We start from the raw sequence: 23,973 nt of genomic DNA, 5'->3' as shown, positions 1-23,973 counted from the left end.
TTACAGAGTGCCATCGGCAGGGGGGAGTGCTGAGGCGGCAGAAAATCTGCTGCCGCTCGCGTTGTCGCGCCCGCACGACGCGATCGCGTCCGCGCGGAGCCTGCTGGCCGGCGGTCCGCCGCAGGTCGAGGCGTCGATCGCGCATCAGGCCTGGGGCATCGGTCTGCGGCAGCTCGGCGACGTGCCGCGGGCGGTCCGGGAGTTGCGCACCGCGCTGCGGCTGGCCGAACAGTCCGGGCGGTCGGAGCGGGAGGCGGATGTCCTTGCCACCCTGGGCGCGACGCTCGGCCGGGCCGGGCGCAGCCGGGAGGGACTGGCGCGGCTCGATCGCGCGGTCGACCTCAGCCGCGGCGCCCTGACCGGCCGGGTGCTGCTGCGGCGCGCCGACGTACTGCTGGTGCTCGGGCGGCACCGCGAGGCGCTCGAGGACCTGCGCTCGGCGATCACGCGGCTGCGGCGGTCGGGCGACCAGGTCTGGGAGGCGCGGTCGCGCAACTATCGCGGATTCATCCAACTCGCCCTCGGCGGGACGAAACGGGCGGACGCGGATTTCGCGGTCGCGGAGAAGCTGTACGCCGCGACGGGTCAGGAGTTCGAGTACGCCGAAGCCCGGCAGAACCGGGGACTGGTCGCGTATTCGCGAGGCGACCTGCCGGCAGCGCTGCGGTATCTGGACGAGGCGGGCCGGCGCTTCGCGGCGGTCGGTGTCGTCTGGCCGGACCTCGCGATCGATCGCTGTGGCGTGCTGCTGGCCGCCGGTCTCAGCGCGGAGGCGCTGGCCGAAATGGACCAGGCGATCGCGGCCGAGGGCGGTACGGCCACCAAACGCGGCGAGTTGTGGTTCGCGGCGGCGACCGCGGCGCTGGCGGCCGGCGATCCGGCGGCGGCGCGGGAGCGGGCGGACCAGGCCCGGCGGTTGTTCTCGGCGCAGCGGCGGGAGTGGTGGTCGGTGCGTTCGTCGATGGTGCTGCTCGAGGCCCGGTACCAGTCGGGCGAGCGCGGCGAGCCGCTCCTGCGCCGGGTGAGTGCGGTGGCGGCCCGGCTGGATGCGTTGGGTGCGTCCGAGGCGTCGGCCGCGCATCTGCTCGCGGGCCGGTTGGCGTTGGCCGCGGGCCGTGCCCGGGCGGCGGATCGGCAACTGGAGCTGGCCGGACGGCACAGCAAGGACGCGCCGCCGATCGCCCGGAGCGCTGCCTGGTTGGGGAAGGCGTTGCGCGCCGAGGCCCGGGGTGAGGTGCGCGGCATGTTGTCGGCGTGCGCCCGCGGTCTGGACGCGTTGGACGAGCACCGGCTCGCGATGGGTGCGACAGAGCTGCGGGCGTTGGCGACCGGTCAGGGTGCGGAGCTGGCGGAGTTGGCGCTGCGGGACGCGCTGCGGCGTGACGATCCGCCGCGCTTGCTGAGCTGGGGTGAGCGGTGGCGCGCGACGGCGCTCGGCGTACCGCCCGTGCGGCCGCCCGACGACGAGCAGTTGGTCGGTGAGTTGGCCGCGTTGCGCGACGTCGTACGGCGGTTGGACGCGGCACCGGATCCCGCGCTGGACAAGGAACGCCGGCGTCTGGAGAAGGCGGTTCGCGATCGGACGTTGCGGGCCGCGGGCGGCGGCGGGGCCGGCGCTTGGCGGTTCGACGTCGACGAGTTGGTGGCGGCGTTGGGCGAGACCGTGCTGGTGGAGCTGGTCGAGGTGGACGGCGTGCTGCATGCGGTGGTGGTGCGGGACGGGCGAATCACCAGACACGAGGTCGGCCCGCTCGCGGCGGCTGCGCTCGAGGTCGAGCGCTCCCGATTCCGTCTGCGGCGGCTGGCCCACGGCCGCTCCCGCCCCGGCAGCACCCAGACCCCGGCGCGGCATGCGGGGCCATCGCTCGAGGTGTTGGGGGCTCGGCTCGTGGACGCGATTCTCGGCCCGGCACAGGAGTTGCTGGGGGATCGGGACGTGGTGATGGTTCCGCCCGGTCGATTGCACGCGTTGCCGTGGGGACTGATGCCGGGGCTGGCCGATCGGGCCGTGAACGTGGTGCCGTCGGCGGCTACCTGGTTGCGGGCGCGGAAGGTGCGGCCGCCGTCGGACCGGCGGGTCGTGCTGGTGCTCGGGCCGGGGTTGTCGGCCGGTCGTGCCGAGGTGCTGCGGCTGGCCAAGGAGTATCCGGACGCGACGGTGCTGGCCGACGGCGACGCGACCGCGGAGAACGTGCTGCGCGAGCTCGACGGCGCGTGGATCGCGCACATCGCGGCGCACGGCACGTTCCGCTCGGACAGTCCGCTGTTCTCGTCGCTGCGGCTCGACGACGGGCCGTTGACGGTGTACGACTTCGAGCGGCTGCGCCGGGCGCCGTACCGGATGGTGCTGTCGAGCTGCGACTCCGGCCTCGCGAAGCCGGTCGGCGCGGACGAGTTGCTCGGGCTGAGCAGCAGCCTGATCCCGCTGGGCGCGGCCGGCATTCTCGCGAGCGTCGTACCGGTGAACGACCCGGCGACCGCTCCGCTGATGCTCGCGCTGCACGACAACCTGCGGGCGGGCCGACCGCTGGCTGCCGCGTACGCCGCGGCGCGTCACGGGACAGGAGGTGACCCGGTCGCCGACGCCGCCGGCCGGTCGTTCGTCGCGCTGGGCGCGTGATGTATCAGCAGTGGTCCGAACCGCTCTGTATCAGTAAGAGAGCGGTCCGGAGGAAAGGGGGACGGCATGCGGGACGATCCGACGGTCGTCGACCTGGTCATCCGGGCCAGGGACGGCGAGAAGAATGCTTGGGACGAGCTGGTGGAGAGATACGCGCCGCTCGTTTATTCGGTGTGCAGGCGGTATCGCCTGACCCAGCCGGACATCGACGACGTCGGGCAGAGCGTGTGGCTGCGGCTGGTCGAGCACCTGCCCGGTCTGCGCGAACCGGCCGCGCTGCCGGGCTGGATCGCGACCACGACGCAGCGCGAGTGCTTCCGGCTGATCCGTGCGACCAGCCGGGTCGAGCCGGTCGACCTCGTGCAGTCGCCCGACATCCCGGAGCAGGCGGTCGCCGAGGAAGAGGTGCTGCGGCACGAACGCGGCGCGATCCTGCGCACCGCGTTCAGCGAGCTGTCGCGGAAATGCCAGCAGTTGCTGTCGTTGCTGATGCAGGACCCGCCGGCGTCGTACGACGAGATCAGCCGGCGACTGAGCTTGCCGGTCGGCAGCATCGGGCCGAATCGGGCGCGTTGCCTGACCCGGCTGCGGCAGACCCCGGCGCTCGCCCTGCTGGCGGCCGACGGCCCCGGACCGAACGACGAATGAACGAGGAGGTGAGACCCGTGATGGATCCCGAATGGCACGACGACGAGAAGTTGATCGCGGCCTTGCGCGAGGCCTTGGCCTCCGCCGAGGACGTACCGTCGGCTTTCGTCGAGGCCGGCAAGGCCGCGTTCGCGTGGCGGTCCATCGACGCCGAGCTGGCGGCGCTCACCTACGACTCCGCGCTGGAACCGCTGGCGATCCGGTCGGAGAGTGCGATCCTGCGGTCGCTCACGTTCGCCTCGGACGGCTGGACGGTCGAGCTCGAGCTGACGCCGGACGCGGTCCTCGGACAGCTCGACCCGCCCGCCGTCGGCACGGTCACGGCCCGCGGCGACGGCGGCGAACTGGCCACCGCGGACATCGACGAACTCGGCTTCTTCGTCCTCGGCCCGCCGCCGACCGTGCCGTACCGTTTGGTGTGCCAGACCGGCTCCGGCACGACGATCCTGACCGGCTGGATCACGCCCTAGCCGCGACCTGAGTCAGGCGGCGAAGACCTGGGAGTCGTCGGCGAAGGCCTTGAATTCCAGGGCGTTGCCGGCCGGGTCGAGGAAGAACATCGTCCACTGTTCGCCGGTCTGGCCCTGGAACCGGACGTACGGCTCGATGACGAACGTGGTGCCGGCCGCCTGCAGCCGCTCGGCGAAGATCCGGAACTCCTCGACGGTCAGGATCAGCCCGAAGTGCGGCACCGGTACGTCGTGGCCGTCGACCGGGTTGTGGATCCGCTGCGCCCGCTCGGGTGCGACGTGCGTGACGAACTGGTGGCCGCGCAGATTCCAGTCGATCCAGGTCTGCGAGCTGCGGCCCTGTTCGAGGCCGAGGACCTCGCCGTAGAAGTGCCGGGCCGCGTCCAGGTCGTCGACCGGCATCGCGAGGTGGAACCGGGGGATGGGCGAGTCGAGAACGGTCATGTCTCCATTCAAGCAGTCGTTTCGGCGCGCTGCTCGACCTCGACGTGTGGCCTGGACTGCCACAGCGCCCACTCCGCACTGACGTCGCCGGCCGTCCGCAGCAGCAGCGGCAGATGATCGTGCAGCAGCTTGTCGACCGAGGTCTCGGCCGCGTGCACGGTCACGTTCATCGCGGCCCGGACGGTGCCGGTGCCGTCGCGCACCGGCGCCGCGACCGAGCGGACGCCGGGCGCGAGCTCCTCGTCCGCGAGTGCCCAGCCGCGCGCCCGGATCTCGGTGAGCTCGTCGCGCAGCTTGTCCGCGGTCCGGCCGATGTACGGCGGGAGTCCGGCGCGGCTCGGTTGCGCGAGCACGCCGGCCAGGTCGTCGGGCGACAGCGCCGACAGCAGTACCTTGCCCTGCGACGTCTGCGCCGCGGGGAACCGGGTGCCGATGTCGACGCGGAGCGCGATCAGCTTCGGCACCGACACGCGCGCGACGTACACGATGTCCGAGCCGTCGAGCTGCGCCATCGACGACGACTCGCCGGTGCGGGCGACGAGCGCCTCGAGATGCGGTTTCGCGATGTCCCAGAGGCCGAGCGAACCGACGTACGCCATCCCCAGCGTCAGCACCTTCGGGGTGAGCTGGAAGGACCCGCCGACGGTGCGGACGAAGCCGAGCTCCTCCAGCGTCAGCAGCAGCCGGCGCGCGGTCGGCCGGGCCAGACCGGCCGCGGTCGCGACCTCGGTGAGCGACATCGTGCGGTGGGCGGCGTCGAAGCAGGCGAGCACGTCCAGCCCGCGCGCCAACGCCTCGACGAAATCCGGACCCGCGCCGCGCCCTGCCATCTGGTGATCCTCCCGCTCGACTTACGACTCACCGAAGATGGTGCCACGGGCCTCGCGGGTGGAGTCGGACTTGTAGTCGGTGTACTGGTACGGGTTGTCCAGGACCTCGCCCTTCGGCAGCTCCGGGTTCATCCCGCTCTTCCACGCCTCCTCGCCGAGCGCCGAACGCAGGTAGTCGACGGTCGCCTCGACCTCCCGTCGTACGGCGGGCAGGTCGCAGTCGACCAGCTGGTGTTCGTGCTTGACCATTCGGCCGTCGACGATGACCGTGTGGACGTCGCCGCGCTGCGCCTGGAACGCCACCTGGCCGTACGGGTTGATCAGCGGGAACGACACCGGTGACGCGTCGTTCTTGATCAGGATCACGTCCGCCGTCTTGCCTGGTTCGAGGCTGCCCAGGTCGTCGCGGCCGAGCGCGCGGGCGCCGCCGCGGGTCGCCCAGTCGACGACGTGCTCGGCGCGTAGATGGCTGTGCGTCACGGTGGCGCCCTTCATATGCGCCTCCAGGTGTTCGCGAGCCCGGTCGGCGCCGAGGGTGGACCGCATCGCACTGAACAGGTCGCCGCTCCACCACACGCTGGTGTCCTGCGACAACGACACCGGAATGTCGTGCCGGCGGACCTGCCAGGTCGGCGGGTAGCCCTGGCCGGCGCTCTGCTCGGACTCGGTCGAGACCGAGATCGAACCGCCGGTCGCGGCGATCCGCTGGTACGAGTCCGTGGTCAGGGTCGCCGCGTGGACGTAGATGTTCTGCGGCGTCATGAAGCCGTTCTCGTGCATCAGCTTGATGCCGTTGTCGTTGGTGGCACCCCAGACGCCGGCGTGCGTGGTGACGCCGAGCCCGAGCTCGCGGGCGACCTCGAACGCGGCCCGCTCCGGGAACGCCGGGTCGCCGGTGACGTCGAACGCGAGCTGCAGACCGAGCCGGCCGTCGTCGCGCAGCCGCTCGAGGAACGTCCGCACGGACGGATCGGCGGTCCACTCCCACGGCCCGGCCTGGATGTTGCCGTAGGCAAGGACGAACCGGCCGGGCACGGCCGTCAGCGCGTCGACCGCCGCCTCGGCGTGTTCGACGCTCTGCAGCCCGTGCGACCAGTCGACGGTCGTGGTGATACCGGCCTCCAGCGACTCCCACGCCGAGGTCAGGTTGCCCGCGTGGATGTCCTCCGGCCGGAACGTCTTGCCGTGCTCGAGGTAGTACCAGACGAAGTACTGCGTGAGCGTCCAGTCGGCGCCGTACGCGCGCATCGCGGTCTGCCACATGTGCCGGTGGGTGTCGATCATCCCCGGCATCACGATGCCGCCGGACGCGTCGACGACCTGGGTGCCCTCGGGGACGTCGAGTCGTTGCCCCTGCTGCCCGACCGCCGCGATCTTGTCGCCGTCGATCAGTACGTCGCCGTCCGGGACCACCGTGTGGTGGTCGTCCATCGTCAGCACGGTCCCGCCCCGCAACAGCACTGTGGTCATCGCTGCCTCCAAGAGCTTGCCTCGGACATATGTCCGTATGACGGTCAACGGGGCGGTCAGCCTCACTATCTGAGCGCAGTTTGATGCTGTCAAGAGCCTGTTGACAGGTCCTACGAGGAGATCGAGACTGATGCGGACAGGTGTCCGTAGATCCGGGAGGTCAGGTGAAGGGTCCGCTCTCCGGGTTGCTGGTGGCCGACTTCTCCCGGATCCTGGCCGGTCCGTACGCGACCATGCTGCTGGCCGACCTGGGGGCCGACGTCGTGAAGGTCGAGTCGCCGGGCGGTGACGACACCCGGTCCTGGCAGCCGCCGGTGCGCGACGGCGTCTCGACGTACTACCTCGCGGTGAACCGGAACAAGCGGTCGATCGCGCTCGATCTGAAGGATCCGTCGGACCTCGTCGCCGCGCAGGAGCTGGCGCGGCGTGCGGACGTGCTGGTGGAGAACTTCCGGCCGGGCGGGCTGGCGCGGTTCGGGCTCGACTACGAGACCGTTGCCGCCGGCAACCCGAGGCTGGTGTACGCGTCGATCAGCGGGTTCGGGTCCGGGCCGGGCGGCGCCGCACTGCCCGGGTACGACCTGATCGTGCAGGCGATCTCCGGATTGATGAGCCTGACCGGTGACCCGTCCGGCGAGCCGTACCGTGCGGGCATCTCGGTGTTCGACGTGATGGCCGGGCTGCACGCGACGATCGGGGTGCTGTCGGCGCTCAACCTGCGGCACGAGACCGGCCGCGGGCAGCACGTCGAGGTGAACCTGCTGTCGTCGGCGCTGTCCGGGCTGGTCAACCAGTCGAGCGCGTACGTCGCGGGCGGCGTCGTACCGCTACGGATGGGGAACAGCCACCCGAGCCTGTTCCCGTACGAGCCGCTGCCGTGCGCCGACGGGGAACTGATCATCACGGCCGGGAACAACGGGCAGTTCCGCAAGCTGGTCGAGGTGCTCGGTGTACCGGAGTTGGCCGACGACCCCCGGTTCGACCGGAACGAGAAGCGGACGGCCCGTCGTGAGGAGCTGCGGCCGTTGCTCGTCGAGCGGTTGATGACGCGGACCAAGCTCGAGTGGTTCCGCGAGATCATCGCGGCCGGGGTGCCGTGCGGACCGATCAACACGGTGGACGCCGGGGTCGCGTTCGCCGAGGACATCGGGCTGGACCCGGTGGTGACGGTCGGCGACATCCCGACGGTGCGCAACCCGATCACGTTCTCCGGCAGCGCGGCGTCGTACCGCCTGCCGCCGCCCGACCTGGACGAACACGGCGCCGAGCTGAGGAAGTGGCTGTCCGCATGAGCACCGAATTCCCCACCTCGCTCGGTACGTCGACCGCCGACGAGATCCGCCTGCTCGGGCAGGACCTGACCGCGGATCTGATGGGCAAGGTCGGCTTCGGCGAGCTGGCGTTCTGGCTGGTCGCCCTGCGCCGCCCGACACCGTCCGAGACCCGCGTCTTCGAGGCAGTCCTGGTCGCCCTCGCCGACCACGGTTTCACACCCACCGCCATCGCCGCGCGGTTGACGTACCTGTCGGCGCCGGACGCGTTGCAGGGCGCCTTGGCCGCGGGCCTGCTGGGCGGAGGCTCCCGCTTCCTTGGCGTCACCGAAGACTGCGCCATGTTCCTGCACGAAGCCCTGGAAGGCCACGCCACGCCGGACGACGCCGGCTGGGACGCACTCGCGCTGGAGCTTGTCCGACAGTCCCGGGCCAACGCGACGTACATCCCCGGGCTGGGTCATCCGGTGCACAAGGTGGAAGACCCGCGCACACCGGTACTGATTCGCATCGCCCGGGAGGAAGGGCTGGAAGGGCCGCATCTGAAGCTGTTCCAGGCGATCGGCCGGGTGCACGAGCAGGTGCTCGGGCGCAAGCTGCCGCTGAACGGAGCCGGAGTGTGCGGCGCCGCGCTCGCCGACCTCGGTCTGCCGGTGGAGATGCTGCGCGGCTTCGCCCTGCTGGCCAGAGCCGCCGGACTCCTCGGCCAGTTGGCGGAGGAGCGACGCAGGCCCATCGGCATGGACGCCTACCTGACCGTCGATCGCAACGCCGTGTACGTCGAACCCTGAAGGAGCACCACATGGCCACAGTCGCCGCGGTGATCGCCTCCACGCACCATCCGTTCTACTACCGGGCGAGCACCGCCACCGGCGCCGACCGCCCGCCGTTCGCCGACACGTGGGTGGCGAAGATCGAGGCCTTCCGGGAGACCCTGACGAAGGCGCGGCCGGACATCCTGGTGATGGTCGGCAGCGACCACTTCCACCAGCTGTGGCTGGACAACATGCCGCAGTTCCTGGTCGGCAAGGCGCCGTACTTCGACGCGAACTGGTACAACGAGGAGCGCGAGTTCGGCCTGCCCCGGATGCGGCTGGCCGGTGACGAGCAGCTCGCCGGGCACATCCTGCGCAACGGCCTGGACGCCGGCTTCGATCTTGCCTTCAGCAACGAACTGCGGATCGACCACAGCATCACCTGCCCGATCATCACGCTGCGCCCGGACGCGGACCTGCCGATCGTGCCGATCTACACCAACATCTTCGCACCCCCGCTGCCGCGGCCCGGCCGGTTCGTCGAGCTCGGCCGGACGATCCGGCGGCTGGTGGAGTCGTGGCCGATCGACAAGCGGGTCGCGATCATCGGCACCGGGCACCTGTCGCTCGAGCTGGGCGGGCCCCGGCAGTTCGGCGAGCACGGCCCGGACCCGGAGTTCGACCGCAAGGCGGTGGACTGGATCGCGAGCGGCGACATCGACGGGTGCCTGTCCGAGGTGACGTTGGACAGCCTGCATCTGCCGGGCAATGCGACGCACGGCTTCATGGACTTCATGCTGATGATGGGCGTCGCGGGCGCCGGGGCGAAGGCGGACCACGTGGACTCGCTCGACCTGTTCCATACGATGGAGGCGTATTTCACCTGGTACCCGAACGGAGTGCCGGCATGAGCAGGTACCTGCTGGACAAGTTCCTCTACACGGTCGACCGGGATCCTGAGCTGGTGGAGCGCTACCGCGAGGATCCCGCCGGCACGGTGGACTGGTGGGAGCGGGAGAAGGCGAACGAGATCCTGAACTGCGCGGTCGCGGAGAAGTCCACCTGGCTCGCGTTCACCGACGACGAGCGCAAGGCGTTGCGCGACCACGACCACCTCGCGCTGTTCGGCCTGGGCGCGCATCCGTTCCTCACGCTGACGTTGTTCATCGCGATGTTCGAGCGGGATCACGGCCCGCTGGAGTACCAGAAGGCGTACGGTCGAGCCCTGCAGCAGCAGTACGCCCTGCCGTACCCCGATGTCGCTACCTGAGGAGTCCGCGTGCGCGCCGCAGTCCTGCACACCCACGGCCAGCCGCCGTCGCATGCCGAACACCCCGACCCGGTGGCAGGTGTTGGTTCCTCGATCGTCCGGGTGACCGCGGCCCCGATCGTCCCGCTCGATCTGCTGTGTGCCTCCGGTACGTCGTACTTCGGCCCGCCGGCGCTCCCGTACGTACCGGGTGTGCAGGGTGTCGGTGTGGTCGAGGAGTCGTCGACGGTCCCCGCGGGGACCCGGGTGTTCTTCGCGACCTCGGCCGGGATGACGGCGGGCGACGGAAGTCTCGCGGAGCGGGCCGCCGTACCGGACGAGGATCTGGTGGCGCTGGACGTGCCGGTGCTGGACGCGGCGGTGGCAGCGATCGGGTTGTCCGGGGTCGCCGGGTGGATGGCGTTGACCTGGCGGGCCCGGATGCAGGCGGGGGAGCGGGTGCTGGTGCTGGGCGGTGGCGGTGCGGTCGGGCAGGTGGCGATCGGGGCCGCGCGGGTCCTCGGGGCGTCCGGGGTCGTTGCCGTCGTCCGGTCGGACGCGTCCCGGGAGCGGGCGTTGGCGGCGGGTGCGGACGAGGTGGTCGCGCTCAGCCCGGATACCGACGAGCTGACGAGACTGCTGGGCGATCCGACGTACGACGTGGTGATCGATCCGGTGTTCGGCGTCGCCGCGACCGCTGCCTCGCGGGTCCTCGCCCCGGGCGGGCGGCTGGTGAATCTCGGTGGTTCGTCCGGTGACGAGGCGGTCTTCTCGTCGTCAGTCCTGCGGAGCAGGACAGCGAGCGTGCTCGGCTACACGAACAACGCCCTCACCACGGACCAGCGCCGCGACGCGCTGACCGCCGTACTCCAGCACGCCGCGGTCGGGGCGATCACCGTCGCCTACGAAACCGTCACTCTCGCCGACGTCGCCACGGCCTGGACCCGCCAGTCCACCGGCAGGACCGCCGGCCGGTTGGTCCTCACCATCACCTGAAGGTCTGCAGGACGACAGTACGTATATGTCCACTGGGAGGTCGTCGAGGCGGGCGCCCCGCGGGCGGGGTGCGGCTGGTAGCCGTATACGTACTGTCGAGCTGCAGCGGCCGGCGCGCTCAGAGAAGTTTGGTGATGAGGCCGTAGGTGCGGGCTTCTTCGGCGGTGAGGACTCGGCCGGGCTCGAGGTCGGCGGCGATCTCGTCGGCGGGGCGAGCGGTGGCCTGGGCGATGAGGTCACGGAGGCGGGCGGTCTGGTGGTCGTGTTCCTCGGCGGCGGCGGCCAGTTCGTCCGCGGTGCCGTCGGCGGTGAAGTGGGGCGCGGACAGCACGAACATCGTGTGCCGGTGGGCTACACGCTCGGCTGCGGCGGCGAGGACGGCGATCGCGGCGCCGCGGACGGTGCCGCGGGCAACGACATGGACCGGGGCGCTGATCAGGTCGATCGCGGCGGCCACGGACAGGGCCGCGTCCAGGTCGGCGTCCGGCGCGGACAGGTGGAGTTTGACCGGGTCGTTGCTCTGGGCATCCAGGAGGAGCAGCTGCGCGGCGACGTGGTTCGCCAGTGCGTCGTCGAGGCGCCCGCCGACCAGGATCACCCGCTCGGCCAGCAGCCGGTCGGCGAGCTCCCGCTCCAGCGTGATCGATGTCGGTTCGTACCAGGACGGCAGAATCGGCTGCGGCGCCGTCCGCTCCGGAACCCCGGGCACCCCGGGAATCTCCGGCCACGGCCGTCCCGGCCCAGGCACGCCCGGCCCCGGGATGCCGTTGCTGCTCAGAGTGGTCGTCCGGTTCTCTGCATCCATGTGTGTCCTCCTCGACACCTCCAGCCTGGAGCAGCGGGGGACCGGGGTGAAGGGGGTTCCGCTGTCAGCAGACGAATCAGCCGAGGGTGGTGATCGCGCTGACGACGCGGTTCCAGAAGGCTTCTCGGTCGAGGGTGAGGGCGATCCGGGCGTTCGGCGGGCGGCCGGTGTAGCCGTCGAGGTCCACCACCGTGGCGCCGGCGGTCCATTCGCCCTTGGTCTCGATGACGAGGTTGGCCTCGACGCAGTGCACGATCGCGGGGTCGATGACCCGCGCCACCGCGACCGGGTCGTGCAACGGTGGTGCCTCGAAGCCGAACAGATCGCGGTACGTCGAGGCGAAGAACGTCATCCACTCGCCGCAGACCCGCGCCAACGGCGTCCCGATCCGCTCCAGGCGCGCCAGGACGTCATCCGTCACCAGCGCCTGATGCGTCACGTTCAGCCCGCACATCGTGAACGGGACCCCCGACCGCACCACCAGATCGGCCGCCTCCGGATCCACACACGCGTTCGCCTCGGCCAGCGGCGCGATGTTGCCGCGGTCCGTGGACCCGCCCATCCACACGATCTCGGTGATGTTCCGGGCCAGCCACGGCTCCTCGGCCAGCAGCCGCGCCACGTTCGTCAACGCCCCGGTTGCCACGATCGTCGCCGGCCGAGAGCGCAGTACGTCGACCAGCAGCTCGTGCGCCGAGTACGGCGATGCCGGCACCGACGGCTCGCCCGTGAAGGCCGGGCCGTCGAGCCCGGTCGTGCCGTGGACGTCGTCGGCGATCCGCAATCGCCGTACCAGCGGCCGGTCGGCGCCCCGCGCGACCGGAACATCCGAGACCCCGGCCAAGGAGAGCACACGCCGCGCGTTCACCGTGCACTTCTCGACGGTCTGGTTGCCGGCCACGGTCGTCACGGCGAGCAGGTCGACGGCCGGATCGGCGACCGCGAGCAGGATCGCCAGTGCGTCGTCGTGGCCCGGGTCGCAGTCGAGGATCAGAGGTGTGACCATGTGCCAGGGTATGAGTTGTTGCTAGGGCCCGGCTGATTCAGCACCTATGTTTGGCTCCATGAGCGACAAGGAGCCGCCGGCCAAGGACGAGTCCGGTCCCGACCAGGCCGACCGCAAGAGCAACGGATCGCAGCGGCCGCCGCACAAGCCGTGGCGGACCGAGGGGCTGCCGGCCGGGCACGGCGACGACAAGCCGCGCCGGCCGCGGTGGTGGAAGTGGGTCGCGTGGATCGTCGGCGGGTACCTGGTGCTCTTCCTGCTCACCACGATGCAGGACCAATTGGCCGGCGGCGAGCAGACGATCGCCTACACCGACTTCACCGCTCAGGTGCAGAAGCAGAACGTGGCCGAGATCTTCTCCCGCGGCGACACCATCGAGGGCCGGCTGAAGGAGGCCGCCGAGGTGCCGGGCAAGAGCGGCGAGACGTACACGAAGTTCACCACCGAGCGGCCGACGTTCGCCAACGACAATCTGTACGGCGACCTGCAGAAGAGCGGCGCCACCGTCCGGGCGACGCCGGTGGTGGCGCAGCGCGGTGTGCTGTGGAACCTGCTGATCTCGCTCGGCCCGTTCATCCTGATCGCGGCGTTCTACTTCTGGCTGTTCCGGCGCAGCCGGGCCGGCGGCGGGCTGGGCGGCCTGCTCGGCGGCAGCGGCCAGCAGAAGAAGCCGGTCGACCCGACCAGCGTCCGGGTGACGTTCGCCGACGTCGCGGGGATCGACGAGGTCGAGGCCGAGATCGAAGAGGTCGTCGACTACCTGAAGGACCCCGAGAAGTACCGGCGGCTCGGGGCGCGGGCCCCGAAGGGCGTGCTGCTGGCCGGCTCGCCCGGCACCGGCAAGACGCTGCTCGCGCGGGCGACGGCCGGTGAGGCAGGCGTCCCGTTCTTCTCCGCGAGCGCCTCGGAGTTCATCGAGATGATCGTGGGCGTCGGCGCGAGCCGGGTGCGGGAGCTGTTCGGCGAGGCGCGGAAGGTCGCGCCGGCGATCATCTTCATCGACGAGATCGACACCATCGGCCGCGCCCGCGGCGGCGCCCGGTCGGTCGGCGGGCACGACGAGGGCGAGCAGACGCTGAACCAGATCCTCACCGAGATGGACGGCTTCTCGGGCACTGAGGGCGTCGTGGTGCTGGCGGCGACGAACCGCGCCGACGTGCTGGACCCGGCGCTGCTGCGCCCCGGCCGGTTCGACCGGACGATCACGGTGCATGCGCCGGACCAGCCGGGCCGGGAGGCGATCCTCAAGGTGCACGCCCGCGGCAAGCCGCTGGCCGCCGACGCCGATCTCGCTGCGCTGTCGCGGTCCACCCCCGGCATGACCGGCGCCGACCTCGCCAACCTGCTGAACGAGGCCGCGCTCGCCGCGGCCCGGCAGGGCGAGTCGCAGATCACCCAGCGGAACCTGACCGACGCGCTGGAGAAGGTCCAGCTCGGCACGGCGCGCAACGTGGTGATGCCGGAGGAGGAGCGGCGGCGCACGGCGTACCACGAGGGCGGGCACGCGTTGCTCGGCATGATCCAGAAGGGCGCGGACCCGGTCCGGAAGGTGTCGATCATCCCGCGCGGCCGGGCGCTCGGCGTGACGCTGTCGACGCCGGAGTCGGACCGCTACGGGTACGACGTGGACTACCTGCGCGGCCGGATCATCGGTGCGCTCGGCGGGATGGCGGCCGAGCAGGAGGTGCTCGGCGTCGTCACCACCGGCGCGGAGAGCGACCTGGAGACCGCGACCCGGATCGCCCGGTCGATGGTCGGTCGCTGGGGCATGTCCGACCTGATCGGCCCGGTCTCGGTCCTCCCGTCCGAGGGCGACGCCCGGATGGCCGGGGTCTCCGACGAGCTGCTCAACAGCGTCGACCAGGAGGTCCGGCGCCTGATCGAGCAGTGCTACGCCGAGGCCCGCCGCCTGCTCCGCGAGAACCGCCCGAAGCTCGACTCGATCGCCGAGCAGCTCCTCGAACACGAGACCCTCGACGAGGCCGACGCCTACGCGGCCGCCGGCATCACCCACGGATCCCGCACCTAGCGCGCCCGCGCCTAGCTGCAGGGACCTGAGACAAGACGTGGCGGGCTGAGACCGGTGATAACAGGTCTCGGCCCGCCATTTCTTGTCTCAGCCTATCCGGTAGTCACCGTCTGGCCGAGATCGTTGTAACCGGTGCCCGGCTGCCAGGTCCCGTTGTTGGCAAGGCGGATCGAGTAGTCGGGACGTGTGGACAGGCGCGGGTCCGGCAGGTTCAGCAACAGCTTGTACGTGCCGGGCACGGGCGGTGCGGCGACCTTCCAGCTGAGGGAGGTCGTCGTACCGGCGCCCCAGCGGCGCGGGTCGGCGGGTACGTCGACCTTGTAGGTGTGCTTCGCGCTCTGGAAGATCAGCTGCACCCGACGCGGGTTGTACGGGGCAGCCCAACCGTCGTTGCGCACCTGCAGGTCGACCTGGACCGTCCCGCGCCGGGTCGTGACCGTGCTCCGGTCGAGAGCGAACCGGTAGCCGAGCTTCTGCTTCGCGACCTCGAGGTTGTCACCCCAGCTGCCGAGCACGTCCTTGTTGTAGTCGGTGTTCAGGAACGACACGTGCAGCCGCGCCATCTCCGCGGCGGCCGAGTCCCACTCCGAGCGCGGCGGGTTCACGGCGCAGGTCTCACCGCCCTCGGGCACGTAGTTGGTGTCCTGGGCAACGAAGTCCTTGTCCAGCTCGATCGGGTCGCTGAGATAGGTGCCGAAGTCGTCCGGGCTGGCCAGGAAGCAGTCGTTGTGGTGCCCGATCCGGGCCACCGGCGAACCGTCGTACGCCTGCTCGGCAGTCAGCGCGCCGGCGGTGCCGGTCGGTACGCCGTACATCCGTTGCTTCATGTACGGCGTGCGCACCTGGATCATCCGGTCCTTCGGCAGCGCCTTCAGCAGCGCGTCGGTCACCGCCTTGCGATCGGCCCAGTTCTGGTCCGAGACCTGGCTCGGGTCCTGCGGGTCGCTGAAATGGTCGGTGTAGTAGCCCTCGCCCCACAGGCCGACGAAGCCGGACTGCACGAGTTCGATCACGTCGGCGTTGTCGCGCAGGACCGGCGTGAGTTGCTGGATGTGCTTGAGTACGCGGGCGACCGGCGCGTCGCCGTACGGCGTGGGCGGCGGCCAGCCCGCACCGGGCAGCGCGTACGCGAACCGCACGATCACCTTGACGCCGGCCGCGCGGGCGGTGCGGAAGTCGGCACGGACCAGGTCGAGGTACTGCTTGTCGATCGCGTCCTGGCTCGCGAACTTCTCCAGGTAGAACACGCGCAGGATCTGCGTGATGTTCTCCTGGGTCCGGAAGGTGCGCAGGGTGGTGAGGTCGAGCGGCGCGTACCCGCTACCGTCGGCTCGGTAATGCGTCTCGGTGTGGTGGTAGAAGCCGCGTTCGGGGTTGGCGATCACCTCGTCGCTGGTGGAGTAGGTGTGCGTCGTGGACGGTGCCGCGAGCGCCTGCTGGGCAGGCAGCAGCAGTCCGAGCGCGCACACGGCGGCAGCGAGCCTTCGTCTCATGTCGTCTCCTAGCTGATGCTGACGGTGTGCAGGAGCGAGTTCATCCCGGTCGCCGCGTCCCAGGTGCTCTGGTTCGCGAGGCGGATCGAGTACTCGGGGCGAGTGGACAGAAGCGGATCCGGCAGGTTGAGCAGCAGGGCGTACGAACCTGCCGGAAGACTGGCGGGCACGGTGAGGGTCTGCGACACCGTGGTCGACGTCCCCGCGGTCCAGCGGCGCGGGTCCGACGTCATCGGGAGCTTGTAGGTGCTGCCGGTGGCGGTGTTCCGCAGGACCAGCTCGAGGTTGCGCGGGTTGAACGGCGTCGCGTAGCCGTCGTTGTGGACGGTGAAGGACACCGGCAGACTGCCGCCGGGTGCGGCGGTCGACGGGTAGGTGCCGGACTCGAGGCGGAAGCGGTACCCGAGGTTCTTGCTGACGGTCGCCAGGCAGCCGCCGGAGTTCCACGAGCTCAGGACGTTGGGCTCGTAGTCGGTGTTGAGGAACGACCAGTGGAACTGCGCGAGCTCGCTGGTCGCCGTGGGGCACTGCGAGCGCGGCGCGTTCACGCCGCAGGTCTCGCCGCCCATCGCGACGTACGTCGTGTCGGACTGCAGGTACGGGTACTCGACGGCCGGGTTCTCGTAGGTGCCGAAGTCGTCGGCGCTGGCGAGGAAGCAGTCGTTGTGGTGACCGACCCGGGACAGCGTCGAGCCGGTGTACGCGTCGCCGGGCTGGACCGGGGTGGTCGAGTACATGGTGCGCTTGAACTTGGGGGTTCGCAGCTGGATCATCCGGGTCGACGGCACGACGCTGAGCAGCTTGTCGGTGACCGCCTTGCGGTTCGCCCAGTCCGTCGCCGACACGACGCCGGCGTTGCCGAAGTTCTGCGTGTAGTACCACTCGCCCCAGGCGCCGATCAGCCCGGCCTGGACGACGGCGATCACGTCCTTGCCGGCCGAAAGGTACGGCGCCAACTGGTCGAGATGCGCCAGGACGCGGTCCTTCGTCGCGTCGTCGCCTGTGGTGGACGTGGTGTACGCGAGACGCAGCACCATCTTGAGGCCGGCGGCGCGGACGGTGTCGAGTTGCTGCTGCAGCTGGTCGAGAGCAGCCTGGGCGATCGGGCCGTTCTTGTACTCGGCCAGGTAGAAGACGCACATCACCAGCGAGATGCCCTGACCGCTGCGGTAGCCCTGCAGGGTGGACTGGGAGAAGTCCGCTTTGTCGCAGTCGCCGGTGTGGTGGTAGAAGCCGCGCTCGGGGTTGGCGAAGTTCTCGGTCGCCGGCGTGTAGGTCACTCCACCACTGCCGCCGGTGTAGACCTGCGTGTACTTCGCGGACGTCTCGAGCGGGGCCTCCGCCTGGAAGATCAGGTCGGCGTCGTTCGGCGTGGCGGTCTCACCCAGGTCAGCGCGTCCGACAGTCCACTGGGCGACGCCGCCGGTGTTGCCGAAGGTGACAGAGCGGACGAGCGTCCAGCTCCAGCCGGTGCCGGTGTGCTGGTAGAGGCTGCCGTTCTCGAGCAGGTAGTCGGCTCCGGTGCCGCCCTGGGCGAATCCGGTCGACGGGTTGCGGTCGGTGTCGACGTACACCCGGAGGAACTGCGGGGCGCCGGTGTAGGAAAAGCGGTACGTGACGGTGGTCGCGGTGTTGGTCGCGGTCGCGCCGCTGATGGTGGCCTGGGCGGGGGAGGTGAGGACCGCGGCGAGCAGGGCACCCGTGGCGACGACGGTGAGCAGACGGAACGGACGCATCATGATGCTTCCTCTCGCTGGGCGTGGCGATGGGGATAATCATGGAGTCCAGGAAAATTATGTCAAGGCCTGAGCCCGGTCGTGATGGTCGACTCGACCTCGTCGAGCGCCAGCCGGACGGCGCCCAGCGCGACGCCCTCGTCCGCGAACGCGGACACCCGGATCTCCGGCGTCCGCAGGCACCACCGGTCCAGCTCGCGCCGCAACGGCGCCACCATCACGTCCGCCGACCGCGAGAACCCGCCCCCGATCACGACCAGCTGCGGGTCCAGCGTCAGCACCAGGGCGGAGGCCCCCACCGCCAGATCCCGCACGTACGCGTCGACGGCCGCCAGGGCCGTCGCGTCGCCCGCGCGAGCGGCCACGAACACCCGCTCGAACCCGCCGCCCGCCTCGGTTGCGGGGCTGTTCTCCAGCCAGTCGTGCAGGTGGTGCGGGGCGTGTTGCCAGCCGGCGGCGGGGAGGGCGCCGATCTCGCCGGACCAGTTGGCGAAGCCGCGGTGGAGCTTGCCGTCGATGATCAGTCCGGCGCCGGTACGCAGGCCGGCCAGCAGGAAGACCACGTCCTTCGCGAACCGGGCGACGCCGCGCCAGGTCTCGGCGAGCGCGGCGAGCTTGCAGTCGTTCTCCACGCGGACAGGGCCGGGGACCAGGCGCCGGACCTGCGCGGCCAGGTCGACCCCGCTCCACTCCGGCAACGAGTCCGAGAGCATCACCTTCCCGGTCCCGTCGACCAGGCCGGTGGTCGCCACCCCGGTCGCCCAGATCTGCCCGTCGCCGGCGCCCGCCAGCGCCTTCGTCACGCACCGGTCCAGCGCCGCGAGCCGCTGCCGCCGTCCGGCCTCCGCAGCGATCTCGATCCGGCTCTGGCTGATCACCTCGCCGTCGAGGTCGGTGACCAGGGCGAGCGCCTTGTGCCCGCCGATGTCGATCCCGAGCAACCGCCCGGCGCCCGCGTTGAACCGGTACCGCCGCGCGGGCCGCCCGACCGACCCGGACGCCGGCGCCACCTCGGTCAGCCAGCCGCGGCCGAGCAGGTCCCGGGCCACGTCCTCGGTCGAAGCGCGCGACAGACCTGTTCGCTTCGACAACTCGGTGAGCGTCAAGGGCTGGTCGCCGCGCAGTTCCCGCAGCACGGCGGCGGCGTTGAGCTGGCGCAGCCGCGAGAGGTCGCCGCCGACCGGTTCCTCGCTCATCAGCCACCTCAGTTCTCCGGGAATCCTGGATAACTATAAGCATCCCGATTGCGCGCGGGTCTCACCGTGTGAACGGGCGCGCCGGGGGTCTGTTGCACACCGATGACAACGTTGTACCGTGATCTGCCGACGCTCGATCCGAAACGTTTCCGAAGTTTTCCACTGAGGAGGACCCGCGTGTCCAACCCGCTGAAGATCGCGACGCTCAGCTTCTGGCACGTCCATGCCGGCGACTACTCCAGGCAGGCCCAGGCGCACCCGGGGACAGAGCTGGTGGCCGTCTGGGACGACGACGCCGAGCGCGGCCGGGCCGGTGCCGACCAGTTCGGTGTGGAGTTCACCGGCGATCTCGACGCGCTGCTGGCGCGCGACGACCTGGACGGCGTGGTGATCACGACGCCGACCGACGTGCACCGCGACATCATGGTCAAGGCCGCTCAGGCCGGTAAGCACATCTACACCGAGAAGGTGCTCGCGCCGACGGTCGCCGAGGCCGAGGAGATCGTCGCCGCCACCGACGCCGCCGGCGTGAAGCTGACGGTCTCGCTGCCGCGGCTCGCGCACGGCTACACCACCGCGATCCGGGAGGTGCTCGACAAGGGGTCACTCGGCCGGGTGACCTACGGCCGGGTCCGGCTCTCGCACGACGGCGCGATCGGGCGGGACGGCAAGGAGGGCTGGCTGCCCCAGCGGTTCTTCGAGCCGAAGGCCGCGATCGGCGGCGCGCTCACCGACCTCGGCTGCCACCCGGTGTACCTGACCCAGCTGTTCCTCGGCGCGACGCCCGAGACCGTGAGCGCGACGTACCGCTCGGTGGCCGGTCGCGGGCTGGAGGACAACGCGGTCGTCGTGGCCGGGTACGGCGACCAGACGATCGGGGTGATCGAGGCCGGGTTCGCCAGCAACAACCCGTTCACGATCGAGCTGTTCGGGACCGAGGGCACGCTCACCTACACCGACCGCGGGAACGTTCTCCTGGTGAACGGCGAGCAGGTCGAGGTGCCTGAGCACTCGCCGGATCCGTTCGCGCAGTGGGTCGGCCACATCGTCGACGACACCCGTGCCGACGAGAACATCGAGCGCGCCGTCGAGCTGACCCGCCTGGTGGTGGCGGCGAACGCGGCGGCCGAGTCCAACCGAGTGATCTCCTACAGCTGAAAGGACGACGGCATGATCAAGGTCGGGCTGATCGGCGCCGGGGGCATCGCTTCGGCGCACATCAAGGGGTACCGGGCGCACGCGGACCGGATCGCGGTCACCGCGGTCGCGGACGCGGTCGAGGAGACGGCGAAGAAGCGTGGCGAGGAGCTGGACGCCACGGCGTACACGGACTATCGCGAGATGCTCGCGAGCGCGGACCTGGACGCGGTCGACATCTGCCTGCCGCACCATCTGCACCGGGACGCGATCGTCGCGGCGGCCGAGGCGGGCAAGCACATCCTGTGCGAGAAGCCGCTGTGCCTGTCCGCCGAGGAGGCGGCCGGCGTCCGCAAGGCGGTGACCGAGAACGGCGTGACGCTGATGTGTGCGCACAACCAGCTGTTCATGCCGGCCGTCGCGAAGGCCCGGGAGCTGCTGCAGGCCGGGACGATCGGCACGGTGTACGAGGTCCGCACGACGGACAGCTTCTACAACGACTTCGACCCGACGTCGATGGGCTGGCGGGCGAGCAGCAAGACGAGCGGCGGTGGCGAGCTCATTGACACCGGGTACCACCCCACCTATCTGATGCTGCACCTCGCCGGCGGGCTGCCGGTCGAGGCGACCGCGATGCTCTCCACGCACCGGTTGAAGTTCATGGAGGGCGAGGACTCCGCCCAGGTGCTGATCCGCTTCGACAACGGCGTCGTCGGCCAGCTCGTGACCAGTTGGGCCTACCAGCCGGCCGCCGGCACCGAGCGGTTCTCGGCCGTCGGCGAGCTCGGCTCGCTGACCAGTGACGGTACGTCGCTGTCCTACAGCCTCCGGTCGGGCGAGACCGAGACCTTCGAGTTCGAGCCGGTCGACACGTTCGTCGCCGAGATCGGCCACTTCGCCGACTCGCTGCTCGGCAAGCAGCGCCCGCTGCACACCGAGGAGGAGGGCATCGCCGTCCTCGGCATCCTGCTCGCGGCGTACGAAGGCTCGAAGTCCAAGACCGTCGCGCCGGTCCTCAAGGTGTAACCAGCCACACCTCGCCGGGACCTTGGACAGGTCGTGACTTGTCCGAGGTCACCGGGAGGTGTCCTCGAAGTAGAACGGCTTGGCGAGGTCGTCGAGCAGGGTGGGCTGGGCCGGGTGCCAGTCCAGAAGCTCTCCCGTCAGGGTCGCCGTGGACGGGTTGTCCATGGCGGCGAAGCCGGCCAGGAAGCCGAGGTACTCCGGCGCCTGCTCGGGGGTGATCGAGCGGGCCGGGACGTCCAGGCCGCGACCGATCGCTTCGGCGATGGTGCGGAAGGCGATGCCCTCGTCGTGGACGGCGTGCAGGCGGGAACCGGCGGGCGCCGACTCGAGCGCCAGGCGGTAGAGCCTCGCGGCGTCCAGGGTGTGGACGGCCGGCCAGCGGTTCGCGCCGTCGCCGACGTACGCCGCGAAGCCGTTGCGCCGGGCGAACTGGATCAGCGCCGGGACGAAGCCGTTGTGGTCGAGTTCGCTGTGCACCTGGGGCAGCCGGACGATCGACGACCGGATGCTCCGATCGGCCAGTGCGACGACGAGGTTCTCCGCGTCGATGCGGTATCCGCCGGCGGGGGAGAAGTCGGCCTCGGTCCCCGGACGGCCCTGGACGAACCGGGCGAGCATGCCGGTGCCCGACGTGCTGACGAGCGGCTTGTTCGTGCCGTCCAGTGCGTCGGCCAGTGCGCGCAGTGCCGCGAGGTCGGCCTCGGCCGCGCCGGCCAGATCGCCGGCGACCATCAGGTCGTGGCGGAACGCGAGGTGTACGACGCCGTCGGCCGCCGCCGCTGCCGCGCGCAGCCGGTCGAGGTCGGCCAGGTCGCCGCGGACGACCTCGGTGCCCCGGTCGGTGAGCCGTTTCGCCGACTCGTCGGAGCGGGCCAGGCCCAGGACCTGGTGACCGTTGTGCAGGAGTTCCGGGACCACCGCCGAGCCGAGGTGGCCGGAGGCTCCGGTGACGAAAACGCGCATGAGAAGGTTCCTTCCGGTGATGTCACTGACTGACATCAGCGATGCTACACCCTGATGTCACTCGATGACATCGGCTAGGATCGACGTCATGGGACGGTGGGAACCGGATGCGGCCGGGCGGCTGCGCGAGGCGGCGATGGCGCTGTACGCCGAGCGCGGGTACGACGGCACGACCGTCGCCGAGATCGCCGACCGGGCCGGGGTCACCGCGCGTACCTTCTTCCGGCACTTCGCGGACAAGCGCGAGGTGCTGTTCGCCGGATCCGAGTTGCTCGGGCAGGACATGGCCGCCGCGCTCGCCGCGGCGCCCGCGGACGCGTCCCCCATGGAGGCGGTGACGGCCGCCGTCCTGGCCTCGGCCGAGTTCTTCGACGACAGCCGCCGGGACTCCTCGCGCCGCCGGGCCGCCGTGATCGCGTCGACGCCGGAGCTGCGCGAACGCGAGCTGATCAAGATGGCGTCGATGACGACGTCGCTCACCGACGGTCTGCTCGCGCGCGGCGTCGACCCGGACGTGGCCGCGCTGGCCGCCGAGACCGGGGTCGCCGTGTTCCGGGTGTCGTTCGAGCGCTGGATCGCCGCGCCGGACGACGTACCGATCGCCGATGTCATCCGGTCGACGCTGAAGACGCTGTCCGCGCTCACCGCCTAGCGTCCCACGAGGCGACGGCGACGACGCCGACGCAGGTCAAGGCCATCAGCGCGAGGTCGGCGACCGGTCCTATCGCCGGCGTCGCGAGCGGCAGCACGAGCAGTACGGCGATGCCCGCCACCGCCGTACCGAGGTGTACCCGGGACACATCGGCGATGGCTCGGTGCACGCCCCACAGCAACGCGATGAAGGACGCGGCCGGGACGGCGACCGCGTAGCTCGCGCCGGTGGGGGACAGGTGCAGCTCATGACCGGTCTGCTCGACCGCGACCTCGAGGCCGGCGCCCAGCGCGGCCAGCGAGGCGAACAGGCCGTAGTGGCCGTAGCCCCAGCGGTACGAGCGATTCCGTCGGTCCTCCAGTCGCGGACCGGCCGGATGCAGGAAGTACAGCCACCACAAGGCGAACAGGATCACCAGGCCGCAGCCGGCGACCGCGATCAGCTCGGCGTTCACGTCGGTCTCCGCGACCGCCCGGCGTACGGCGTTGGACGAGGCCAGCACAGCCTCGCCGAGCAGGATGATCGTGAAGAGCCCGTACCGCTCCGCGATGTGGTGCGGATGCCAGTGCGTCGCCCGCGGGCGCTCGGCCCACAGCGGTACGGACAGCTCCAGGATCGCCAGGGCGACGAAGGCGGCGAGCAGTACCCCGTCGGAGGCGCCGGTGTTCGCGAGGTACAGCCGGCCGAACCAGCCGATCTGCAGTGCCCCGATCCCGATCGCGTAGCGGAACGCCGTCCGCCGCGACGCCGGGTCCTCGAGGCCCGCGCGCAGCCACAGCGACACGAGCCCGAGCCGCATCACCAGGTAGCCCGAGGTGATCATCAGGTAGTCGCCGTGGTCCGCCGCGGCCGGGACGCCGGCGGCGAGCAGCAGCACGCCGGCCATCTGCACCATGGTCAGGATCCGGTACGTGACGTCGTCGGTGTCGTACGACGACGCGAACCAGGTGAAGTTCATCCACGCCCACCAGATCGCGAAGAACACCTGCAGGAACGGCAGCACACCGTCGCCGGCGTGGCCCTCGGCGATGGTGTGGGCGAACTGCTCGGTGACCGCGGCGACCGCGACCACGAAGGTCAGGTCGAAGAGCAGTTCGAGCTGGCTGGCGACCCGGTGCGGCTCGTCGATCGGCCGTGCCGTCATCCGCACCCGGATCCGGACCGTGGCGTTGGGCAA

22 protein-coding genes are annotated in these 23,973 nt (G+C 70.7%); 12 read left to right on the top strand and 10 right to left on the bottom strand.

The genetic code is table 11. The features are described from left to right. Nucleotides 1-7: 7 nt before the first annotated feature. The 3 genes from AB0L64_RS07105 to AB0L64_RS07095 all read left to right on the top strand — a co-directional run bounded on the left by AB0L64_RS07105 (nucleotide 8) and on the right by AB0L64_RS07095 (nucleotide 3,738). Complete coding sequence (locus AB0L64_RS07105) at nucleotides 8-2,620, top strand: CHAT domain-containing protein (protein ID WP_363708645.1); 2,613 nt, start codon at nucleotides 8-10, stop codon at nucleotides 2,618-2,620. A gap of 66 nt (nucleotides 2,621-2,686) precedes the next feature. Further along, nucleotides 2,687-3,268 carry a sigma-70 family RNA polymerase sigma factor gene (locus AB0L64_RS07100; RefSeq protein ID WP_363708643.1) on the top strand — a complete coding sequence of 194 codons (582 nt, stop codon included), beginning with the start codon at nucleotides 2,687-2,689 and terminating at the stop codon, nucleotides 3,266-3,268. A 17-nt stretch (nucleotides 3,269-3,285) separates the two neighbouring features. Further along, nucleotides 3,286-3,738 carry a hypothetical protein gene (locus tag AB0L64_RS07095; protein ID WP_363708640.1) on the top strand — a complete coding sequence of 151 codons (453 nt, stop codon included), beginning with the start codon at nucleotides 3,286-3,288 and terminating at the stop codon, nucleotides 3,736-3,738. A gap of 12 nt (nucleotides 3,739-3,750) precedes the next feature. On the opposite strand, the gene AB0L64_RS07090 is transcribed toward AB0L64_RS07095, so the two are convergent. Genes AB0L64_RS07090 through AB0L64_RS07080 form a run of 3 tightly spaced genes read right to left on the bottom strand, consistent with a single transcriptional unit; the run spans nucleotide 3,751 to nucleotide 6,482 of the window. Then, nucleotides 3,751-4,182 carry a VOC family protein gene (locus AB0L64_RS07090; RefSeq protein ID WP_363708638.1) on the bottom strand — a complete coding sequence of 144 codons (432 nt, stop codon included), beginning with the start codon at nucleotides 4,180-4,182 and terminating at the stop codon, nucleotides 3,751-3,753. Nucleotides 4,183-4,190: 8 nt separating this feature from the next. Beyond that, nucleotides 4,191-5,012 carry an IclR family transcriptional regulator C-terminal domain-containing protein gene (locus AB0L64_RS07085; protein ID WP_363708636.1) on the bottom strand — a complete coding sequence of 274 codons (822 nt, stop codon included), beginning with the start codon at nucleotides 5,010-5,012 and terminating at the stop codon, nucleotides 4,191-4,193. Nucleotides 5,013-5,033: 21 nt separating this feature from the next. Further along, nucleotides 5,034-6,482, bottom strand: coding sequence for an amidohydrolase family protein (locus tag AB0L64_RS07080; protein WP_363708634.1), 1,449 nt, complete (start codon nucleotides 6,480-6,482; stop codon nucleotides 5,034-5,036). A gap of 164 nt (nucleotides 6,483-6,646) precedes the next feature. On the opposite strand from AB0L64_RS07080, the gene AB0L64_RS07075 reads away from it, so the two are divergent. The 5 genes from AB0L64_RS07075 to AB0L64_RS07055 are packed head-to-tail and all read left to right on the top strand — an operon-like array spanning nucleotide 6,647 to nucleotide 10,753. Further along, nucleotides 6,647-7,774, top strand: coding sequence for a CoA transferase (locus AB0L64_RS07075; RefSeq protein WP_363708632.1), 1,128 nt, complete (start codon nucleotides 6,647-6,649; stop codon nucleotides 7,772-7,774). Continuing rightward, the gene (locus tag AB0L64_RS07070) at nucleotides 7,771-8,544 is read left to right on the top strand and encodes a citryl-CoA lyase (protein ID WP_363708629.1); all 774 of its coding nucleotides are present in this window, start codon (nucleotides 7,771-7,773) and stop codon (nucleotides 8,542-8,544) included. Before AB0L64_RS07075 ends, AB0L64_RS07070 begins: the two co-directional genes overlap by 4 nt. 11 nt (nucleotides 8,545-8,555) lie before the next feature. Then, nucleotides 8,556-9,419: a hypothetical protein gene (locus tag AB0L64_RS07065; protein WP_363708627.1), complete on the top strand. Its 864-nt coding sequence runs from the start codon at nucleotides 8,556-8,558 to the stop codon at nucleotides 9,417-9,419. Then, on the top strand, nucleotides 9,416-9,778 hold the full coding sequence (locus AB0L64_RS07060; protein WP_363708625.1) for a hypothetical protein: 363 nt from the start codon (nucleotides 9,416-9,418) through the stop codon (nucleotides 9,776-9,778). Before AB0L64_RS07065 ends, AB0L64_RS07060 begins: the two co-directional genes overlap by 4 nt. Before the next feature lie 9 nt (nucleotides 9,779-9,787). Continuing rightward, entirely contained in the window at nucleotides 9,788-10,753 is a 966-nt protein-coding gene (locus AB0L64_RS07055) for a zinc-binding alcohol dehydrogenase family protein (RefSeq protein WP_363708623.1), read from the top strand. A gap of 118 nt (nucleotides 10,754-10,871) precedes the next feature. Here AB0L64_RS07055 and AB0L64_RS07050 read toward each other — a convergent pair whose 3' ends face one another. Both AB0L64_RS07050 and AB0L64_RS07045 read right to left on the bottom strand, forming a co-directional pair. Beyond that, nucleotides 10,872-11,558: an ATP-dependent Clp protease proteolytic subunit gene (locus AB0L64_RS07050; RefSeq protein ID WP_363708621.1), complete on the bottom strand. Its 687-nt coding sequence runs from the start codon at nucleotides 11,556-11,558 to the stop codon at nucleotides 10,872-10,874. A 76-nt stretch (nucleotides 11,559-11,634) separates the two neighbouring features. After that, nucleotides 11,635-12,564 carry a nucleoside hydrolase gene (locus AB0L64_RS07045; RefSeq protein WP_363708619.1) on the bottom strand — a complete coding sequence of 310 codons (930 nt, stop codon included), beginning with the start codon at nucleotides 12,562-12,564 and terminating at the stop codon, nucleotides 11,635-11,637. 58 nt (nucleotides 12,565-12,622) lie between these two features. Between AB0L64_RS07045 and ftsH the strand changes: the two genes are divergently transcribed. Next, a complete protein-coding gene (gene ftsH, locus AB0L64_RS07040) occupies nucleotides 12,623-14,593 on the top strand; it encodes an ATP-dependent zinc metalloprotease FtsH (protein WP_363708617.1) in 1,971 nt (656 codons plus the stop codon). A gap of 92 nt (nucleotides 14,594-14,685) precedes the next feature. On the opposite strand, the gene AB0L64_RS07035 is transcribed toward ftsH, so the two are convergent. Genes AB0L64_RS07035 through AB0L64_RS07025 form a run of 3 tightly spaced genes read right to left on the bottom strand, consistent with a single transcriptional unit; the run spans nucleotide 14,686 to nucleotide 19,018 of the window. Continuing rightward, on the bottom strand, nucleotides 14,686-16,086 hold the full coding sequence (locus AB0L64_RS07035) for a DUF4832 domain-containing protein (protein WP_363708615.1): 1,401 nt from the start codon (nucleotides 16,084-16,086) through the stop codon (nucleotides 14,686-14,688). A gap of 8 nt (nucleotides 16,087-16,094) precedes the next feature. Continuing rightward, nucleotides 16,095-17,825, bottom strand: coding sequence for a DUF4832 domain-containing protein (locus tag AB0L64_RS07030; protein WP_363708613.1), 1,731 nt, complete (start codon nucleotides 17,823-17,825; stop codon nucleotides 16,095-16,097). Nucleotides 17,826-17,884: 59 nt separating this feature from the next. After that, nucleotides 17,885-19,018: an ROK family protein gene (locus tag AB0L64_RS07025; RefSeq protein WP_363708611.1), complete on the bottom strand. Its 1,134-nt coding sequence runs from the start codon at nucleotides 19,016-19,018 to the stop codon at nucleotides 17,885-17,887. Nucleotides 19,019-19,195: 177 nt separating this feature from the next. Here AB0L64_RS07025 and AB0L64_RS07020 point away from each other — a divergent pair, with 177 nt between their 5' ends. Both AB0L64_RS07020 and AB0L64_RS07015 read left to right on the top strand, forming a co-directional pair. Then, entirely contained in the window at nucleotides 19,196-20,176 is a 981-nt protein-coding gene (locus AB0L64_RS07020; protein WP_363708609.1) for a Gfo/Idh/MocA family oxidoreductase, read from the top strand. 12 nt (nucleotides 20,177-20,188) lie between these two features. Beyond that, nucleotides 20,189-21,181 carry a Gfo/Idh/MocA family oxidoreductase gene (locus AB0L64_RS07015; protein WP_363708607.1) on the top strand — a complete coding sequence of 331 codons (993 nt, stop codon included), beginning with the start codon at nucleotides 20,189-20,191 and terminating at the stop codon, nucleotides 21,179-21,181. Nucleotides 21,182-21,229: 48 nt separating this feature from the next. On the opposite strand, the gene AB0L64_RS07010 is transcribed toward AB0L64_RS07015, so the two are convergent. Beyond that, nucleotides 21,230-22,144 (bottom strand): SDR family oxidoreductase, encoded by a 915-nt coding sequence (locus tag AB0L64_RS07010; RefSeq protein WP_363708605.1) that lies wholly within the window; start codon nucleotides 22,142-22,144, stop codon nucleotides 21,230-21,232. Nucleotides 22,145-22,232: 88 nt separating this feature from the next. Between AB0L64_RS07010 and AB0L64_RS07005 the strand changes: the two genes are divergently transcribed. Further along, nucleotides 22,233-22,796: a helix-turn-helix domain-containing protein gene (locus AB0L64_RS07005; protein WP_363708603.1), complete on the top strand. Its 564-nt coding sequence runs from the start codon at nucleotides 22,233-22,235 to the stop codon at nucleotides 22,794-22,796. On the opposite strand, the gene AB0L64_RS07000 is transcribed toward AB0L64_RS07005, so the two are convergent. Further along, on the bottom strand, nucleotides 22,786-23,973 hold the full coding sequence (locus AB0L64_RS07000) for a low temperature requirement protein A (protein WP_359924088.1): 1,188 nt from the start codon (nucleotides 23,971-23,973) through the stop codon (nucleotides 22,786-22,788). The two genes, AB0L64_RS07005 and AB0L64_RS07000, sit on opposite strands and share 11 nt — an antisense overlap.

Source organism: Kribbella sp. NPDC051936 (assembly GCF_040680955.1).
Taxonomy (GTDB): domain Bacteria; phylum Actinomycetota; class Actinomycetes; order Propionibacteriales; family Kribbellaceae; genus Kribbella.
Note: the sequence above shows the minus strand (reverse complement) of the source record. Positions and strands in the feature narration are given on the sequence as shown.